The sequence below is a fragment of the Hoskinsella mucinilytica genome (assembly GCF_045223415.1).
Lineage (GTDB): Bacteria > Bacillota_I > Bacilli_A > Erysipelotrichales > Erysipelotrichaceae > Hoskinsella > Hoskinsella mucinilytica.
This window is the reverse complement of sequence record NZ_JBEQZJ010000058.1, coordinates 1-16612: the sequence shown is the minus strand read 5'-3', so window position 1 is coordinate 16612 and position 16612 is coordinate 1. Positions and strand designations below refer to the sequence as shown.

The 16612-nt window shown below is 36.1% G+C and carries 20 protein-coding genes and 3 tRNA genes; 6 read left to right on the top strand and 17 right to left on the bottom strand.

The window, feature by feature from the left end:
* Positions 1 to 9: 9 nt before the first annotated feature.
* Together UGRO018_RS16135 and UGRO018_RS16130 are read right to left on the bottom strand one after the other, a co-directional pair.
* Positions 10 to 846 carry a radical SAM protein gene (locus UGRO018_RS16135; protein ID WP_416327535.1) on the bottom strand — a complete coding sequence of 279 codons (837 nt, stop codon included), beginning with the start codon at positions 844 to 846 and terminating at the stop codon, positions 10 to 12.
* Positions 847 to 1518 carry a DUF5680 domain-containing protein gene (locus UGRO018_RS16130; RefSeq protein ID WP_416327534.1) on the bottom strand — a complete coding sequence of 224 codons (672 nt, stop codon included), beginning with the start codon at positions 1516 to 1518 and terminating at the stop codon, positions 847 to 849.
* A gap of 360 nt (positions 1519 to 1878) precedes the next feature.
* Here UGRO018_RS16130 and UGRO018_RS16125 point away from each other — a divergent pair.
* Positions 1879 to 1954, top strand: a tRNA-Asp gene (locus UGRO018_RS16125).
* Between the two features lies 1 nt (position 1955).
* Positions 1956 to 2029 (top strand) — tRNA-Gly (locus UGRO018_RS16120).
* Between the two features lie 586 nt (positions 2030 to 2615).
* Here the strand turns inward: UGRO018_RS16120 and UGRO018_RS16115 are convergent.
* Positions 2616 to 2948, bottom strand: coding sequence for a type II toxin-antitoxin system PemK/MazF family toxin (locus UGRO018_RS16115; RefSeq protein ID WP_463667571.1), 333 nt, complete (start codon positions 2946 to 2948; stop codon positions 2616 to 2618).
* Positions 2948 to 3934 (bottom strand): LolA family protein, encoded by a 987-nt coding sequence (locus UGRO018_RS16110; protein ID WP_416327532.1) that lies wholly within the window; start codon positions 3932 to 3934, stop codon positions 2948 to 2950. Before UGRO018_RS16110 ends, UGRO018_RS16115 begins: the two co-directional genes overlap by 1 nt.
* Before the next feature lie 93 nt (positions 3935 to 4027).
* Here UGRO018_RS16110 and UGRO018_RS16105 point away from each other — a divergent pair, with 93 nt between their 5' ends.
* Positions 4028 to 4219, top strand: coding sequence for a hypothetical protein (locus UGRO018_RS16105; protein WP_416327531.1), 192 nt, complete (start codon positions 4028 to 4030; stop codon positions 4217 to 4219).
* On the opposite strand, the gene UGRO018_RS16100 is transcribed toward UGRO018_RS16105, so the two are convergent.
* The 7 genes from UGRO018_RS16100 to ftsX form a co-directional block, all read right to left on the bottom strand.
* The gene (locus tag UGRO018_RS16100; RefSeq protein ID WP_416327530.1) at positions 4216 to 4626 is read right to left on the bottom strand and encodes a GNAT family N-acetyltransferase; all 411 of its coding nucleotides are present in this window, start codon (positions 4624 to 4626) and stop codon (positions 4216 to 4218) included. The genes UGRO018_RS16105 and UGRO018_RS16100 overlap by 4 nt on opposite strands.
* Before the next feature lie 91 nt (positions 4627 to 4717).
* On the bottom strand, positions 4718 to 4909 hold the full coding sequence (locus tag UGRO018_RS16095) for a hypothetical protein (protein ID WP_416327529.1): 192 nt from the start codon (positions 4907 to 4909) through the stop codon (positions 4718 to 4720).
* Between the two features lie 68 nt (positions 4910 to 4977).
* The gene (locus UGRO018_RS16090; protein ID WP_416327528.1) at positions 4978 to 5700 is read right to left on the bottom strand and encodes an aspartate kinase; all 723 of its coding nucleotides are present in this window, start codon (positions 5698 to 5700) and stop codon (positions 4978 to 4980) included.
* A gap of 123 nt (positions 5701 to 5823) precedes the next feature.
* Positions 5824 to 6417 carry an NUDIX hydrolase gene (locus tag UGRO018_RS16085; RefSeq protein WP_416327527.1) on the bottom strand — a complete coding sequence of 198 codons (594 nt, stop codon included), beginning with the start codon at positions 6415 to 6417 and terminating at the stop codon, positions 5824 to 5826.
* Positions 6390 to 7436 (bottom strand): A/G-specific adenine glycosylase, encoded by a 1047-nt coding sequence (mutY, locus tag UGRO018_RS16080; protein WP_416327526.1) that lies wholly within the window; start codon positions 7434 to 7436, stop codon positions 6390 to 6392. Before mutY ends, UGRO018_RS16085 begins: the two co-directional genes overlap by 28 nt.
* 69 nt (positions 7437 to 7505) lie before the next feature.
* Entirely contained in the window at positions 7506 to 9107 is a 1602-nt protein-coding gene (locus UGRO018_RS16075; RefSeq protein WP_416327525.1) for a murein hydrolase activator EnvC family protein, read from the bottom strand.
* A gap of 12 nt (positions 9108 to 9119) precedes the next feature.
* On the bottom strand, positions 9120 to 10028 hold the full coding sequence (gene ftsX, locus UGRO018_RS16070; protein ID WP_416327524.1) for a permease-like cell division protein FtsX: 909 nt from the start codon (positions 10026 to 10028) through the stop codon (positions 9120 to 9122).
* 155 nt (positions 10029 to 10183) lie between these two features.
* Between ftsX and UGRO018_RS16065 the strand changes: the two genes are divergently transcribed.
* From UGRO018_RS16065 to UGRO018_RS16055, 3 genes are all read left to right on the top strand, one after another.
* Complete coding sequence (locus tag UGRO018_RS16065) at positions 10184 to 10567, top strand: DUF4064 domain-containing protein (protein WP_416327523.1); 384 nt, start codon at positions 10184 to 10186, stop codon at positions 10565 to 10567.
* Between the two features lie 105 nt (positions 10568 to 10672).
* Positions 10673 to 11629, top strand: coding sequence for an L-lactate dehydrogenase (locus tag UGRO018_RS16060; RefSeq protein ID WP_416327522.1), 957 nt, complete (start codon positions 10673 to 10675; stop codon positions 11627 to 11629).
* A gap of 184 nt (positions 11630 to 11813) precedes the next feature.
* Positions 11814 to 11899, top strand: a tRNA-Leu gene (locus UGRO018_RS16055).
* Between the two features lie 204 nt (positions 11900 to 12103).
* On the opposite strand, the gene UGRO018_RS16050 is transcribed toward UGRO018_RS16055, so the two are convergent.
* Genes UGRO018_RS16050 through UGRO018_RS16025 form a run of 6 tightly spaced genes read right to left on the bottom strand, consistent with a single transcriptional unit; the run spans position 12104 to position 16534 of the window.
* Positions 12104 to 12838 carry an ATP-binding cassette domain-containing protein gene (locus tag UGRO018_RS16050; protein ID WP_416327521.1) on the bottom strand — a complete coding sequence of 245 codons (735 nt, stop codon included), beginning with the start codon at positions 12836 to 12838 and terminating at the stop codon, positions 12104 to 12106.
* A complete protein-coding gene (locus UGRO018_RS16045) occupies positions 12831 to 14381 on the bottom strand; it encodes an ABC transporter permease/substrate-binding protein (protein WP_416327520.1) in 1551 nt (516 codons plus the stop codon). Before UGRO018_RS16045 ends, UGRO018_RS16050 begins: the two co-directional genes overlap by 8 nt.
* 36 nt (positions 14382 to 14417) lie before the next feature.
* Positions 14418 to 15344 carry a thioredoxin-disulfide reductase gene (gene trxB / locus UGRO018_RS16040; RefSeq protein ID WP_416327519.1) on the bottom strand — a complete coding sequence of 309 codons (927 nt, stop codon included), beginning with the start codon at positions 15342 to 15344 and terminating at the stop codon, positions 14418 to 14420.
* Positions 15345 to 15363: 19 nt separating this feature from the next.
* Complete coding sequence (locus UGRO018_RS16035; RefSeq protein WP_416327518.1) at positions 15364 to 15687, bottom strand: thioredoxin family protein; 324 nt, start codon at positions 15685 to 15687, stop codon at positions 15364 to 15366.
* Positions 15665 to 16129 carry an RrF2 family transcriptional regulator gene (locus UGRO018_RS16030; protein WP_416327517.1) on the bottom strand — a complete coding sequence of 155 codons (465 nt, stop codon included), beginning with the start codon at positions 16127 to 16129 and terminating at the stop codon, positions 15665 to 15667. The genes UGRO018_RS16035 and UGRO018_RS16030 overlap by 23 nt, the downstream gene beginning before the upstream one ends.
* Before the next feature lie 3 nt (positions 16130 to 16132).
* Positions 16133 to 16534 carry a rhodanese-like domain-containing protein gene (locus UGRO018_RS16025; protein WP_416327516.1) on the bottom strand — a complete coding sequence of 134 codons (402 nt, stop codon included), beginning with the start codon at positions 16532 to 16534 and terminating at the stop codon, positions 16133 to 16135.
* Positions 16535 to 16612 lie beyond the last annotated feature (78 nt).

Here is a 16612-nt window from a genome sequence, read left to right as displayed (position 1 = left end):
ATCTTGGTTTTAATATAAACATATCATTTTATCTCTTTTTTTCTGATCATGATAAAAATAATTAACATAACGTACCCCCATATCATTACAATATAAAGATAGTGAATTAGCTAATGTAATCCAATAGGCCATATCCTTTTCCAAGTAAATCTTATGATAAGCCTCTACATAATTAGGATAGGCATCCTCAATATAAGAAAGAATAATATGCTTATACTCTCCTCTCAAATTAAGATTTTCAAACCAATATTCAGATACCATTTCTTTTGTGATAGCGATGATATCCTTCCATTCTGTAATATATGGAAAAATAGGTGACATAAATAAGACCGTATATATTCCAGCTTGGTGTAATTCTTTTAAGGCAGAAACTCTTTCTGCAATTGAGCTTCCTTGATCCATATCGGCTCTAAAACTTTCATTCAACGTATTAATAGATAATGCAACCTTAAGATTTTTAAAATTTTTTAATATATCCATATCACGAAGGATCAAACTAGATTTTGTGGATATCGTGACTTCACAATCTGCCTCTACTAACTGTTTTAATATCGATCTTGTTATACGATATTTTTTTTCACAAGAATTATAGCAATCCGTCACAGAAGACAAAAACACCGATTTCCCCTTAACTTTTTTCAAAGAAATAGGTTTATTACATTCCTTAATATCAATAAATTTCCCCCATTCCTCGCTATGCCCTGTGAATTTTCTCATGAATCTCGCATAGCAATATTTACAAGCATGAGTACAACCAATATATGGATTTATTACAAAGTCGCTTGCTGGCAATTTAGACTTAATTAAATAATCCTTTGTACTTACCTTATGTTCAATGATGTCCATTTATTCTACTATTCCTCCATGAAAGCAACATTCATAAACCTTATCATTTAAATAAAATATTTCTTCATACCCCTGAAACCAAGTAAAATCACCATCTAGATGACAATGATAATGATAATCTCCCTTTGTGAATATCCTTGGACCTCTATAAGGGAACTCTGCAGATACTTTTGACAATGCTTCTTTAAGAAAACCACTATCAAAAGAATGACGCAATACTCGTCCAGAATAATTTAAGCACCAAACTGGATCATCATAAAACCAAATAGCTTCTTCCCCGCTGAATTTTTCATTTCCTAAAAATGTATCGTAATATTTATATGGCAAATCCTCAAAACTATAATCATGAGAATGGATTCGTGATGATTGCACCTTACCGCTACTTATCGAATAGGTATTTTTCTTAGCGTTAATCAAAAATGCAATCATATTATCGATGTGTTTATCAATTTTTTTATTTAACTGAAGATTACATTCCTCATCTTTAACAATTCTATCAATAGTAACACCATATAACTCACTTAATCGTATGAGCCCATTTAATTCTGGAATGGCTTGTCCATTTTCCCATTTACTGATTGTTTGTCTTGCTATTCCTATCTTTTCAGATAATTGCTCTTGTGAATATCCATTTCTTTTCCTTAATAACTGTAGTCTATCCTCTAAATTCATTTTCAGTCACCTCACTATTTACATTATATCTATCTAATAAGAATAATACCACCACGAGAAGAAGGCAATCATGTCACTTCAAATAGACAACTTGTATATATACTGTCATAGCAAAAATAATTTTAAAGAATCTAGCTAGTTTGACAGTACAATTTATGTCATGGAAGTACATGTAATTAAATGACGTAATCCAGTCATTTTTTATGCCATAAATCTTGGCGATTTTAACTCATTTTCTTAGTCAAAAAAAAATTGCAAAAAAAAAATAAAAAAAATTCAAAAAACCTCTTGTCAAGATTTTAAAACCATGGTATTATATACGGGCACTGATGAAGTGCCAAACGAATTACATAAAACAATGGTCCAGTGGTGTAGTGGTTAACATGCCTCCCTGTCACGGAGGAGATCGTGGGTTCGAGTCCCATCTGGACCGCCATGCAGATGTAGTTCAATGGTAGAACACAGCCTTGCCAAGGCTGATACGGGGGTTCAATTCCCCTCATCTGCTCCATCTAAATAATAAAACGTTTAGACCTCATGATTGAGGTCTTTTATATTATGCAGATGAGAGGAATCTTAGACGGCAAGGCTTTGTTCCACCTTCCCCATACACTTGGCGGTACAGAAGGGACACGTTCTATATTGGGATGCCCCACGATCATTCTATAAACAGCACCTCCTTATACTGCCATAATTCTATACTTCAAAATAACATATAAAACATTCTCACTAATAAACCTTTTTTATTTCAAACTTTATATACATAAATATAAATGGTAAAAACATTCTAATCCTCTTCTCTTATTGTTTGAAAACGATAATAACATGATAAATAAAACTACGAAAAAAACCTTAACTAATCACTAAATAAATGTTAAGGTTTTTATTTATATCATTGACAACAACGAATACTTTTCATACACATTTACAAATTAATTCTATTCATACATTCACTCACACTATTCTGCTTTTTGGTGAAGCATTCATCAAGCAATGCCCATTCTAACATTATTCAGAAACATCACTCATACCATCATCATTTTAAACGGTTTGTTTCTGAAAGATTAAAAAAAGCTTATCAAACATAAGCTTCTTTCTCATATATTTAAACTAACACGAATCGCCTGATTGATTTTATCTATCGTTCGATCATCCAATGTACAAATCCATTGTCCTAATCTTTTCTTATCAATGGTTCGCAATTGCTCACAAAGAATCATGGATACATAGCTAAGTGACGAATCAGAAAACACAACATGAGTGGGAATTGGCGGTTTACTCATTTTCTTTGAAATCGGTGCAATTATCACCGTTTTGCTATACTTATTTCCCTTATCATTTTGCACCACAACGACCGGACGCACTCCTCCTTGTTCACTTCCTACTACAGGAGAAAGATCGGCGTAATATACATCTCCTCTTCTTACCATCACTTCATCACAGCGACCTGCATACTGTTGATCACCTGCATCATTTCCTCAGGTCCCAATTCCTCAGAATATACCGTATACTCCACCCCTTCATGTATAGCACTCATATGATTACCATCATAAAATCCTACCACATCAAGACTATCTACCATTTCCCCAGGCATTAAGACAGTTTGTGTTTCCTCTACACTAGCACGCATTGTTTCCACAACCGTGAAATTTTTAGCACCTGTATACTCCAGCACATGTTTAACTTGTGTTCCAGTTTCTAATTTTGAAACATGATTCAAATCAGAATCAAACACTTGAACAGGATATAGCGGTAAATCAGCATCTGTAATGCCATTAGCGCTTGTTTTACTATCCAAAGTCTTAGGCGTATCAAAATACCCTTTCTTTATCTTTGCATTATACTCCGACTTGTGAAAAACGATTTTTAATTGTACAACATTATCAGCATTGTATATTTGGATCCACTTCAACTTCGCATCCTTATCAAACATGATTTCTTCATGATCAAAATTCTTGTTATTCGGATAATTCACCTTGCAACTCACTAAATTCCCATCATCTTTTTTACTGATATCGGCCTTATCTGATTTAACGATTTCAGCAATACTTTGTAACAGATATGGCTTCGGAGAATTCATCGGCCAATCTCCTTCAAACTTAAACACTTGATTTAAACTAGGTGTTACGACAAAAACACCACCATCATTTCTTAATATAATTTGCTCTTGGTTCAACTCCTTATCAACCAACGAAACCTTAAATTGTTCCTTATCAGCCTTTTGATATCCGACCTCTAAAGCGTATGTTTTTACGTCCTCTCCTTTGGTGATTTCCATATCGCCACTTAAGATGTAAGAATCCATATCCTTCATAGTTTTCTCAAACTGGGTATCAAATGACTTTGGTCTCATAGAAAAAGCAAGAGCAACAACCAATACAACAACACCAACGCCTGCGATGATCTTTGCTTTCATTTCTTTTCCTCCCTGTCACTCTACTTTATGCATCAAAGAAGAGATTCATTCATAAATCCACCACAAATTCATAGAATACAACAGGTGAGAAAAATGAGCAAAATACAAAAAGCCGCACTAACATGTAGCATCGCATTCTGTCTAAACTATGCTTTATATAAATTACTGAATTTTACTTTTTTGGTATCATTTGTTTCAAACCACGCATGGCTTGATAACATACTGGCATTTACGATTGGCGTTGCTGCTTTCTTAGATATCTTGATCTTTAAACAAGACGATTAAAGCTTTTTCTTCATTAAAACGTGTGGGACATGTTCATCCATATGTTCTTTTCCACACACTACATATCCCGCTTTTTCATAAAACCCTTTTACACGATACTGAGCATCTAAATAAACTTCAATACCACCTTGTTTTTTGATTTCTTCTTCTGCATGCTCAAGAAGCAATCCACCGCATCCTTGTTTGCGAAAATCAGGTAAAACCGCTAGTCTACCAATCCGATAAGCTCCATCCTCTTGATAATATCGTACACATCCCGCTAGCATATCGTTGATATACAATGTTATATGTTGTGCTTTATCATCAATATCATCAAACTCATGTTCAAAGCCTTGTTCCTCAACAAAAACCGTTTCTCTGATCATGTGCCAATCAGCTTCATTATTTTTATGTTTCCAAATCATCATATGAAATCCTCCAACTCATACTATCACTCATATCTTTATCTATTTCATCCAATCACGACAATAAAAAAGGCATTCTTTTGCCTTTCCTCAATTATATAATCATAAATCCATTATCAGAAACAACTTTTCTAGCAATTGCGACCATATCGCTATTACCTTCTACGATGACACATTTTTTAGCAAAGTTAATTTCAAAATCAACTCTAGTTTCACTCAATGCTCTCTCTAAGACCTTACACTGTTCCTCTTCATTTAGATTTTTGAGTAAAATTATGTTTTTCATACAGCTCACCTCACAGTGCTATTATATCATAAATTTATGCAACTGTTATGTGAAATTATGTCAGATATTTATTGGGAAATTATGGTGCCTGCACTTGTAGAAAAGGTGCCTTTTAAATGAATCGTAATACTGCGTTGCTTTGCATAAGAAACACAACGATCATGCAACACCCTTGATTTCATACTCAGCATTTCATCAAAGCTTAAATGGTCATATTTCGCTGCATACGTATGCAATTTGGGATCTGTTGTATAAACACCATCTACATCTGTATATATCTCTACTTCGTTTAAATCTAGCATATCCGCAAACAATACCGCACTATAATCGCTTCCACCTCTACCAAGCGTAGTAACTTTTCCCTCCTGACTGATACCAATAAACCCGCCAACTACGATAATATCATATGTTTTTAAGCGATCTCGTAACGCATGGCTGTTTAAATCTAAAACCCTTGCATACTCATAGGTATCATCCGTTATGATCCCTGCATCAGAAAAAGGCATAGCATAAGATGATAACCCCATTTCTTGAAGTTCTGAACAAACCGTTAAAGCGGATAATTGTTCTCCAATTGATACCAAACGAGCACTTTCTTCTTTCGTGATATGCTCATTTCCGATAGATAATAAGGTATCTGTCGCATAGGCATCTGGATAGCGACCCATAGCGGATACTACAAGCACGACCTTACTTGTTTTGCTAGCCTCTATTACATGACGATACACATACGTTCTGGTTTTTCTGTTTCTCAATGATGTACCGCCAAATTTCATTACACGTATTTTCATAACATACCCCCGTATTCCTTATAAAGTATGAAATTTCTATAATTTGGTGCACATGTTCACCCAAGAAACAAAAAAAGCCTATTAAATTAAACATAAAAACACTTTAGTTAAAAAAAAAGCACGTTAACGTGCCTTGATTCCATTCATTTTTTCTATTAACTTTTGATAAACAACTTTCATATCCTCTTCACTTACATAATCATTGATTTCTTCTATCGCAATCCATGCAACTCCACTATTTTCATCAGGTTTATGAAATAGCTCCATATCCTCATCAGCTTCGCACAAATAGGTTACATTCAAGTGAACATGTGCACTTACAAATTTCCCTCTTTTGATATGTGGTGGTACCGGTAAAACATCAATCGCAAGAATTTCATTGCTAATAAGCTTTATATCTTTTAGTCCTGTTTCTTCTTTACCTTCACGAATTGCCACTGCAACCGTATCACGATCTCCATCACAATGTCCTCCACACCAACCCCATGAACGATAAATATTATGAAATATCATCAATACCTTATCTCTTTTTTTATTCACGATCCAAGGACTACTTGTCATATGCGCAAAAAGATTTTCTCTAACATATATGTTATCAAACGATTCCATATATCTCATCATAACATCACGATCCGCTATTTCTTGTTCATTATAACAGGTGTAACGTTTTAACTGCTCATACAAATGATCTATCTTATATGTCTCATCCACTCCCATACTGCCTCCTTATAAGCTTTCAATGCGGTAGGTATTGCATAATTTGCGACCATATCTTCAATTTCCACCCATTCTCCTGGTAATTCTTGATTTAAAAAGATAAGTTTACCTTTCATATGCCATTCCTTATGAGTAAAAATATGTTTGCTATCTTTTAATGGAACGATCTGTTCAATGTTCAATTCTCGTAAAAATAATTCCTCTTCTTCTTTACAATCAAAGGTTTTAAATTCATACAAACCAGCAAGTAGACCATCTTCTTTTCTTTTCTGTAAGAGTACCTTATTTTGATAAATCAAAACATCAATATATTTCTCTTCTATGCTTCTTTTTTTCTTTGGCTTTTTGATCGGTAACGTTTCTTCCATCCCTCTTTGATGTGCTTCACAATGACTCGCAATCGGACATTTCTTACATTTCGGTGCCCCATTTGGTACACATACCATTGCACCGATTTCCATTACGGCTTGATTAAACGCATCTGGGCGATCTTCTGGAATATAATCCATCAACAACTCTTGAAACTTTTTTTTCGTGCTTTCTTTCAGGATATCATCCTCACTCAACAAAACACGACTAAACACTCGTAACACATTGCCATCGACTGCAGGTACTCTTTCTTTAAACGCAATGCTTGCGATCGCACCTGCACTATAGGGTCCGATACCTGATAAGGTCAAAAGTTCTTGGTAGTTTGAAGGAAGTTTTCCATGATATTGCTCCATGCATTGAATGGCGGCTTTTTTCATATTACTGACACGTCGATAATATCCAAGACCTTCCCATAACTTTCTCAACACATCTTCTGATGCATATGCAAGATCCTTCACATCAGGTAGTGTTTTCACAAAGCGTTCAAAGTAAGGTTTTACCGCCTCGACCCTTGTCTGTTGTAACATGATTTCCGATACCCAAACACGATATGGGGTTGGTAATTCTCTCCATGGTAATATGCGTGCATTGGCATCATACCATGTCAATAAATCTTTGGTTAATTGCTTTTCTTTTTCTGTTTTCATGTTCCTATTTTACCACATTCTTGCTTATTTCACACTCTATATGCAAAGAAAGGAATCTTTAACGATTCCTTAATGTGGTATGTATTCTTCTGGTCTTACCAAACAAGGCGTAGATCCTTTATTTGCGCAGTTTCCTGAAACATTATAATTTCCGTAGAAATAATCCTTTCCATAGGCTGTGAATATTTCTACTGCCTTATTGATGCTCACTTTACCAAGATTGGTCATTTCGATATGACAATGTGGACCCCAACTATTTCCTGCATTACCTGTACGTGCAATCATTTGTCCTTGTTTTACGATATCACCGACATTGACGGTAAAAGAACCTGTAGTTAAATGATAGAAGGAAATACCATAAGAGATGCCATTTACATTCACGATCATATGTAAACCATTACCTGCACCATAAGGGTAACCTGCCATTTGTTCTTCCGCTGTTGGTGGATCATAAGGTCCATGATTTGGCCAACCTCCATCATTCACTGCGACAATAATTCCCGTGGCAGGTGCTACCAAAGGCAATCCCATCTGTTCATACGTTCCCATATCCATACCTAAATGTTGAGCGCCATTTGCATATGCCCATGTTCCTGCGGAATAATACGCAGTACCTTGAACTGGCTGTATAAAACCGGTACTCAGTTGAGGACCTTGACTAGATGATCCACCACTATTTCCACTAGAGCCACCTTGACTAGAACCACCTGTATCTGAACTACCTCCCGAAGATCCTGAATTATGATCGCTTCCGGTATTACCTTGATTTCCATCATCCGTTGGTTTCTGAGATGATCCCTCATCACCAATGTTTCCATCATTTCCAGAATTTCCATCATCCCCACCCCAATTATCAGGAAGGATACTTAAATCTATGGTCGGTATACTTGATGCATATTGACCACTGGCAACCTGAGCTCTACGTTTTTCTTCCAACAAAGACACTTCTTGTTTACGATAAATTCCGATCAATTCCTCATTGTTCGCTTTAATGGAAGCTACTCGATCTGCTTTTACCTTTGCGTCTTTTTGTTGAACCTCTAAAAGTTCTTTTTTTAAGGTCACATCTTCTTGTTTAAGCTTTAATTCCTTCTTTTCCTTATTCAACGTTGTGATCATTTCTTTTTCATAACTGTTTAATTCACCCACGATCGATGTTCTTCTTAGTAAATCGGTAAAACTACTGGCACCCATCAAAAAATCAATATAATGATTACTGCCGATATAGGGTTGCATTTCTAAGAGTCGTTCTTTCATCTGACGATCTCTTTCTTTGATGCTTTCCTCTTTTTCCTTAATCTGTGCTTTTAACTTCGTAATAGAAGCATTGGTATCTACGACTGCACTTTCAATACTTTCCAACACCTTCTGCGCTTCTTTTAGTTCTTCGTTATTCTGTGTGATCACATCATTGATTTTGGTAATATCTCCCTGAACAGTGGCGATCTGGTCCTTCAGCTTGTTTACCGTTTTATCTGCGTCATCTTTTTTATTCACTAGATAATCTTTATATGCTTTACATTCACTTTGTGTTTCTTCATCATAGATGGCAGAACACTTTTTATTCATCTCATCCTCACGACCTTCAAAACTTTCCGCTTTCAAAGGATAGGATTGTGATAATACCAGTGCTATAGCTAAACAGGAAATCACCAATGCTTGTTTCTTCATTATCATTACCTCCTAACGCTTCCATCTTAAATATTTGGTAGTTGAGAAAAAACTTCCTACCAAACCGACCAGTAAACCAATACTGATCAAAACAAGCGATACCCACAAAGTCATTGGATATACTTCTTTTAATTGAAACATATCACTTAACATCACGCCATGAAATGCATCGTAAAGGTATTGATAGCCAACAATGGTAAACAACACAGGCACGATGGAACCAAGAATTCCGATCACCATGCCTTCTAACATCATGGGTGCCTTGATAAACCAGTTACTTGCGCCAACATTTCGCATGACTGAAATTTCTCCTCTACGAGTATATATGCTCATCTTAATTTTATTGCCAATCAAAAAGATTGCAATTAAGATTAAAAATATCACAAAAATAAAACTTCCGAAACGGATATCCTCAAATGTTTGAATCATAGACGAAGTACCTTCTCCACCAAAATCAGCACTGACAACACCTTTTAGCGCTTTCATTTGATCACAAGCCGAATCCATGAAACTTGCATCCTTTAATTCTACGATATAGGCATCTCTAATAGGGCTTGCTTTCCCTTCATACATTGAAAATAATTGATTACTATCTTCATATTCTTTTTTGTAAGCCTCCAGCTCTTCTTCTCCGCTACTAAAAGTAACCTTTTTCACACCATTTATGTTTTTTATCTGATTCTCTAAAGCCTTTTTTTCCTTATCCTTCAATACATTGTCCACACTCACACGTATCGTTAATTGTTCTTCGATATGATAGGTAAAATTCGTAAGATTTTCTCCTATCACCATGAATACGGAAATCAGAATCAAAGTAATAGATACTGCAAAGGCAGCCGAAAACGTCATGCCTAAATGACGTCGTATACTTTTCGCAGATGTTTTTATATAAAATTTAATGTGTCGATATATTTTCTTCATAGCATCATCTCTTTATTCCAGCTAATCGCCTTTTTGTATATTTTTGCGTCTTTATTGTAACACGATTTCCCACTCTTGAAAACATTGTTAAAAATAACAATTGGCTTTTTATTGCAAATGGGCTATAATTTTCACATAAACCTATGAGGAGTGGTATGAATATGAATCGAAAACCTGAAAAAATAAGTGGCTTGATCGGTGGAATTCTCGCAGTGATTCTCATGTGTATTACCATGTTTCTTGTATTCCAAATAACTGCTGATCCTAGCGCCTATGATGATATCGGTATCCATTTTAATCAAGATGATATCACATCAATGTATTTACTTTACATCCCTGCATGTTTGGCAGCTATCATCTCTGTTGTCGCTGCCCTTAGAGTTGAAAAAAATACCAAAATCAGTGGTATCGTATTGATCGTATGTGCAATTGTTTTGATTTTCTCTAATATTATCAACATTGTGAGTTTTGTATTATTGATGATCTCTGGTGTGATGTGTCTTGCCAGAACACCAAAATCAAGCTTAGCTAGTGAATAAAAGTGATCAAAAGCATCACTTTTTTTTCATTTTGCTTTATCATTTTAAAAACTCCTGTTATACTTGTCTAGGTTCTACCATACTAGAGCCAAGGAGTGTTGAATGATGAATATAAAAAAAAGTAAAGTTGTAATTATCGGAGCAGGTAATGTTGGTGTTAGTACTGCATTTTGTTTGGTGAATCAAGGCATATGTGATGAAATTGCATTGATCGATCTAAATGAAGAAAAAGTAATTGGTGAAGTATTGGATCTAACTCACTGTATTGAATACATGAATCGTAATATCAATGTTCATGCCGGAAGTTATGCAGATTGTAAAGATGCCAATATCATTGTCATTACCGCAAGTGCCCCTATGCCAAAGGATAAAAATGATCGATTGATCATGCTGGATTCTTCTAAAAAGATCATGCGTTCTATTATAAATAGTATTATGGAACAGGGATTTGATGGTCATTTGATCGTCGTTAGCAATCCTGTTGATCTGATGAGTTATTATGCTTACAAATTAAGTGGCTTACCTGCTAATCAGGTAATCGGTAGCGGGACGACCTTGGATACTGCACGTTTGAAGTGTAACATTGCGCAACGTATCGATGTAGATCCAAGAAGTGTCAATGCGTTGGTCATTGGAGAACATGGAGATAGTGAAATGATTCCATGGAGCACAGTTACCATCGGTGGAAAAGATATTTTCAGTGTAGTGCATGATAATGAAGAGCGTATCGGTAAAGATCCTTATGAAGAAATCAAACAAGCAACGATTAAAGGTGGATGGGAAATCTTCAATCGTAAAGGTAACACTTGTTATGGCATTGCGGCTTCTACTGTTGGGATCATGAAAACGATTCTTTATAATGAAAATAAGATCTTACCTGTTTCTACCTTATTACAAGGACAATATGGAGAATCTGATTTATATATTAGCGTACCAACGATCATGGATCGAAACGGTGCCAAAGAAATCGTAGAATTAAGGCTAACAGAAGAAGAAATGAAAGAATTCAAAGCATCTTGTGAGCACTTACGTTCATTCTATAAAGAATTAGATGACCATTAACAAGAGTTGTGATAAAGCACATCGACCTTATTTAAGATCTAATCGATCAAGATGATGAGTAAATGATAAGCGCATATATAAATAATCACTTTGATGTACTATGCATCAGAGTGATTTTTATAAAAAGAGAAAAAGGACTAGACGAATAGTTGAAAATGTTGTATTATATCTAGGCATAAAGCATGCAGAAGTGGTGGAACGGCAGACACGCTGTCTTCAGGCGGCAGTGGGAGCAATCCCGTGAGAGTTCAAGTCTCTTCTTCTGCACCATATCAAATGCAAAGCGCTCTATATCAGCGCTTTTTTTATTATAAAGGGCAGAAGAAGAGATTGATTAGCCCAGTACTTGCTCCCACATCCTAGGTAACATTTTAATATCATTAGTTTTTTATATCGAATGAAAAGAGAATCCCTTGATCAATACCATCAAAAGATTCTCTAATTTAGAACATACCATACAATAAAAACTATGAATCAACTTTCCTCTTGCAGATAAGAAAGCAATTGCTTTACAAACTCTGTTTTCGGATGCTTCTTTACCATTTCCGGTGTATCAAATTGCTCGATTCCACCATCTTTCATGATCATAACTCTACTTCCTAATCTTAGTGCTTCTCTAATATCATGAGTGATAAAAAAGATCGTAATAGGCAACTTTTCATGAATTCGTTTTATTTCATTTTGTAATGCATGACGAGTGATTTCATCCACAGCACCAAAAGGTTCATCCATCAATAAAATATCAGGCTTCGATGCCAATGCTCTGGCAATGCCAACACGTTGCTTTTGACCACCACTCAATTCATTGGGATATCGATGTAATAATCGTTTCTCTAACTGCATGATCTCCATCATTTCTTGTACCCGTTCTTGAATCAGCTCTGTTTTTTGCTTCGTCAAGGTCAATACATAACCTATATTTTCTTCAATCGTCATGTGAGGAAATAGACCAATACTTTGAATGACGTAACCAATGCTTCGCCTCAATTCATTTTGATTGATTGTTTGAATATCTTTTCCTTGTACATAGATCTTACCATGATCCGATTTCAAAAGGCCATTGATTAGTTTCAAAACTGTCGTTTTTCCACTTCCACTTCCCCCAATTACACTTACAAATTCGCCTTCTTCTATTTCCATATTAAAATCATGTAATACCTCATGGGTTCCATAGGATTGCACTACATGCTCCATCCGTATACTACTCATCAGACACCTCCAGCAGATGTTTTTTCACAAGGAAAGCTCTTGCGACATCCACGTCTTCCATTCCTTCAGTTTCTACGGCATTGTTCATCTGTGCCATTTCAGTTTCTGATATTTGATGATCTAATAAAGCTATAACACTTGCCAATTGTGGATATTTTTCTAACGTTTCTTCTCTTATAACAGTACCGGCTTCATAAGTTTCAAAATACGATTCTTGATCCTCAAGAACGACCAAATTCGGATCTGCCAGTCGTCCATCTGTTGTGAAAACCAAAATCACATCAACTTCACCACTTAATAAAGCATCATATTTTAAACCGATATCCAAATCCATTGTTTTCTTGAAATGAAAATCGTTCTCTTTTGCCATAACATCATATCCATCATCACGTTCATAATAATCATACTCAGCGCCAAATGACAACTTGCTGGAAACACTAGCCAAATCAGCATAGTTTTCCAAATGATATCGCTCTGCGGTTCCTTTTGTTACCGCAATACCATACGTATTGTTAAAGCCATACAATCCCATCCATTTTAACTGATATCGTTCTTGATACTCCTTTACCAATTGTTCATAAAGTGTTTTCTCATCAGGTATTTCCTTCTTTTTTAACACAAAGCTCCAAGAGGTTCCGGTATATTCCGGATATAAATCAAATTCACCTTTTAACATGGCAGGATGAATATTGCTGGTACCACCGCCGACACCTTTTGTAATTTCCACATTTAAATCAGTGCGATCCTCAATCAGCTGCTTTAGCATTTCTCCGATAATATATTCCTCGCTCATTGGTTTTGTAGCGATATGAATGGTATGCTTTGATGAAGAAGATTCAAACATCGTGGTAGAAAATGCAAATAGAATGCATAATAGGAAGATGCCAACACGTTTTCTTTGTTTTTTCGCATGTTGTCGATTGGTAAAATAAGCTTCTAACACACTTAAGGCAAGATCAAACAATAAAGCCAACAGTGCAACTGCCAAACTTCCGGCCAATGTCATCGTTAAATTATTGGTGGTTATGCCACGATAGATAGCAACACCTAATCCACCTGCACCGATAAACGATGCAATGCCGGCCAACGCTATCGTCATTACCACCATATTTTTAAATCCCGATAACATCACTGGCATCGCTAATGGTAGCTTGATTTTCCATAAGATTTGTAAATCGGTGCTTCCCATTCCTCTTGCGGCTTCTAATACACTTTCATCCACACCATTGATTCCGGTATAAGTACTACGAATGATAGGAAGCAACGCATAAATACTTAAGGCAATGATGGCACTGGTATTTCCGATTCCACTCAATGGTATCAAAAAGCCAAGCATAGAGATAGAAGGAATCGTATATAGAAAGCTGACAATACCTAAAGTAATCGAAGAAAGCTTCTTCTTTTCCGCAATCAATATGCCAATACTGATACCTACAACAGAAGCAAACAAGATCGCAATCAAAGAAATCTGTAGATGTTCATAAATCAATGGCAATAAAAAATCCCATCGATCTATGATAAAAGTTATCAGTTCTTTCATCATACAATATCCTCCGTTTTTTTTATGGGATGTTTGGTTTTATGACGCATCTAATCCCGCTAAATACTCTTCTACATATTTTGAAGCAATGGCACCGTCACTTACCGCCGTTACAATTTGACGAAGTGGCTTTGCTCGGACATCTCCTACCGCAAATACTCCTGGTATACTGGTACATGTTGTTTCATCTGCGACAATATAGCCACTATGATCCAATGTAAGTTGACCTTTTAGCATTTCTGTATCTGGTACACGACCGATTGCCACAAAAATTCCTTGTGCCGCAAGCTCTTGTGTTTCTTTGGTTTGTAAGTTTTCGATGATTGCCCCGGTAACTTTTTTATCTGCCAAAATTTCTTTGATTCTGCTATTCCAAATAAAATGAATCTTACTGTTTTTTAATTGCTTCTCATATACCTTACTCGCTCTTAATTCGCTTCGACGATGAATTAGGGTAACACTATGGGCGATTTTTTCTAGATACAATGCATCTGCAATCGCACTATTTCCTCCACCGACAATGATGACATCTTTTCCTTTATACATCATGCCATCACATGTTGCACAATATGCCACACCTCTTCCTCGGAGCGTACGCTCTTGTGGTAAACCTAATTCTCTTGGATAAGCGCCACTCGCAAGGATGACACTATCCGCAAGTACATCACCATCACTTGTATGTACAACTTTAGGTTGAGCATGTAAGTCTACGCTTTCTACACTTGCATATACGGTTTCAGCTCCAAAGCGCTCTGCTTGTTGTTGCATTTTTTCTCCAAGATCAAGTCCATCAATACCTTCCTCAAATCCAGGATAGTTTTCTACGATTCCCGTTGTTGCCATTTGCCCACCTGCGGAAAGTTTTTCTAGCACAAGTACAGAAATCGCACTTCTTGCACAATATAATGCTGCACTATAACCACCTGGACCTCCGCCTATGATAACTGTCTGATAATGTGTTTTCATCTTTTCCACCAGCTTTCTTTTAAATTCCTATTGCCTTTTGTTCCTTTAAAAAATCAAGTACGTCTTTTTTAGACTGTGGTGCTACCAATACCTCACCCGGTTGTCCATGATGAAATACCAGAATGCTAGGGATAGTCTCTATTTCATATCGATCACTCAATGCCTCTTCTTCATCAATATTGACATTTGCCAAAATTACATCTGGATACTCTTGTACGATTTGTTTTAAAACAGGTGCCAATCGTTTGCAATATCCACACCAAGGTGCTGAAAATTCTACTACTACACCATCCTGCTGAATCAATTCTTCAAAATTTGCGTTATTTGCTGTTATCAATGCCATGTTCATTTCCTCCTTTTATGGTTTTCTGATGTAAATCTATCAAGCGTTTACTAATATCCGAAATGGTAATAGACGATAAATACTGAATACATTGTGCATAAAGAGATGTGGATAATTCATCTACAACGATACCCATTCCTGTCGCAATCATACAATCTTGGTTCAAAGTTTTATTCCGTCGGCTATGGCTTTTAGATGAAAGCTGTAAGGCATTGGCAACATCAGATAATAAAATATCATCTGCCTTTTTATGAAGCTCATATCCTCCATGATTTCCTTCTTTCGTAGCCAAAAGTCCTGCTGTTTTTAAGGCTGACATCACCTTGCGGATCCTTGCCGGATTCGTACAAATGCTTCGTGCCAATTCTTCACTGGAAACAGTGGTATGGCGATGATCCAAATAAGCCAATGCGTGAATCGCTACAATAAACTCACTATTCATACACTACTCACTCACCGTTTCATATGGCCAGTTATTGATACCGCCAAAATCGTAGATATGCTCATATCCCATTTCCACTAATTTTTCACTTGCTTGTTTACTTCGTACACCGCTTCGGCAGTGGATCAAATAAGTAGCTGATGTATCAGGTAGTTTTCGCAATGCTTCCTCTTGTATGGTTTCATTGGGTACCAAAATTGCATTTGGTATATGCTTCTCGTTGTATTCTGCTTCTGTTCGCACATCGACGACAATGACATCTTCATTCTCCATCATTTGTTTTGCTTCCTTCGCATCGATGCGATGAATTGCTGAACTTTGCATTTCGTTATCCGATTGCATACCACATCCTTGTAGAAGTATCAAAAGACATGTCATCACTGTCAGAAAAGTCAATTTCTTCATGACAGCACCTCCTTTATACTGTAATTATAAAAGTTACAGTTATCTTCGTCAATCCATTTGCTTTCATGTGAATCCACA

Coding starts and splice junctions, on each gene's coding strand:
- UGRO018_RS16135 (WP_416327535.1), bottom strand. CDS start 846: ATGGACATCATTGAACATAAGGTAAGTACAAAGGATTATTTAATTAAG.
- UGRO018_RS16105 (WP_416327531.1), top strand. CDS start 4,028: ATGAGCAAAATACAAAAAGCCGCACTAACATGTAGCATCGCATTCTGT.
- UGRO018_RS16100 (WP_416327530.1), bottom strand. CDS start 4,626: ATGATGATTTGGAAACATAAAAATAATGAAGCTGATTGGCACATGATC.
- UGRO018_RS16060 (WP_416327522.1), top strand. CDS start 10,673: ATGAATATAAAAAAAAGTAAAGTTGTAATTATCGGAGCAGGTAATGTT.
- trxB (WP_416327519.1), bottom strand. CDS start 15,344: ATGAAAACACATTATCAGACAGTTATCATAGGCGGAGGTCCAGGTGGT.
- UGRO018_RS16110 (WP_416327532.1), bottom strand. CDS start 3,934: ATGAAAGCAAAGATCATCGCAGGCGTTGGTGTTGTTGTATTGGTTGTT.
- UGRO018_RS16065 (WP_416327523.1), top strand. CDS start 10,184: ATGAATATGAATCGAAAACCTGAAAAAATAAGTGGCTTGATCGGTGGA.
- UGRO018_RS16095 (WP_416327529.1), bottom strand. CDS start 4,909: ATGAAAAACATAATTTTACTCAAAAATCTAAATGAAGAGGAACAGTGT.
- UGRO018_RS16130 (WP_416327534.1), bottom strand. CDS start 1,518: ATGAATTTAGAGGATAGACTACAGTTATTAAGGAAAAGAAATGGATAT.
- UGRO018_RS16050 (WP_416327521.1), bottom strand. CDS start 12,838: ATGAGTAGTATACGGATGGAGCATGTAGTGCAATCCTATGGAACCCAT.
- UGRO018_RS16025 (WP_416327516.1), bottom strand. CDS start 16,534: ATGAAGAAATTGACTTTTCTGACAGTGATGACATGTCTTTTGATACTT.
- UGRO018_RS16115 (WP_463667571.1), bottom strand. CDS start 2,948: ATGGTAAGAAGAGGAGATGTATATTACGCCGATCTTTCTCCTGTAGTA.
- UGRO018_RS16085 (WP_416327527.1), bottom strand. CDS start 6,417: ATGGGAGTGGATGAGACATATAAGATAGATCATTTGTATGAGCAGTTA.
- UGRO018_RS16030 (WP_416327517.1), bottom strand. CDS start 16,129: ATGAATAGTGAGTTTATTGTAGCGATTCACGCATTGGCTTATTTGGAT.
- ftsX (WP_416327524.1), bottom strand. CDS start 10,028: ATGAAGAAAATATATCGACACATTAAATTTTATATAAAAACATCTGCG.
- UGRO018_RS16075 (WP_416327525.1), bottom strand. CDS start 9,107: ATGAAGAAACAAGCATTGGTGATTTCCTGTTTAGCTATAGCACTGGTA.
- UGRO018_RS16045 (WP_416327520.1), bottom strand. CDS start 14,381: ATGATGAAAGAACTGATAACTTTTATCATAGATCGATGGGATTTTTTA.
- UGRO018_RS16090 (WP_416327528.1), bottom strand. CDS start 5,700: ATGAAAATACGTGTAATGAAATTTGGCGGTACATCATTGAGAAACAGA.
- UGRO018_RS16035 (WP_416327518.1), bottom strand. CDS start 15,687: ATGGCATTGATAACAGCAAATAACGCAAATTTTGAAGAATTGATTCAG.
- mutY (WP_416327526.1), bottom strand. CDS start 7,436: ATGAAAACAGAAAAAGAAAAGCAATTAACCAAAGATTTATTGACATGG.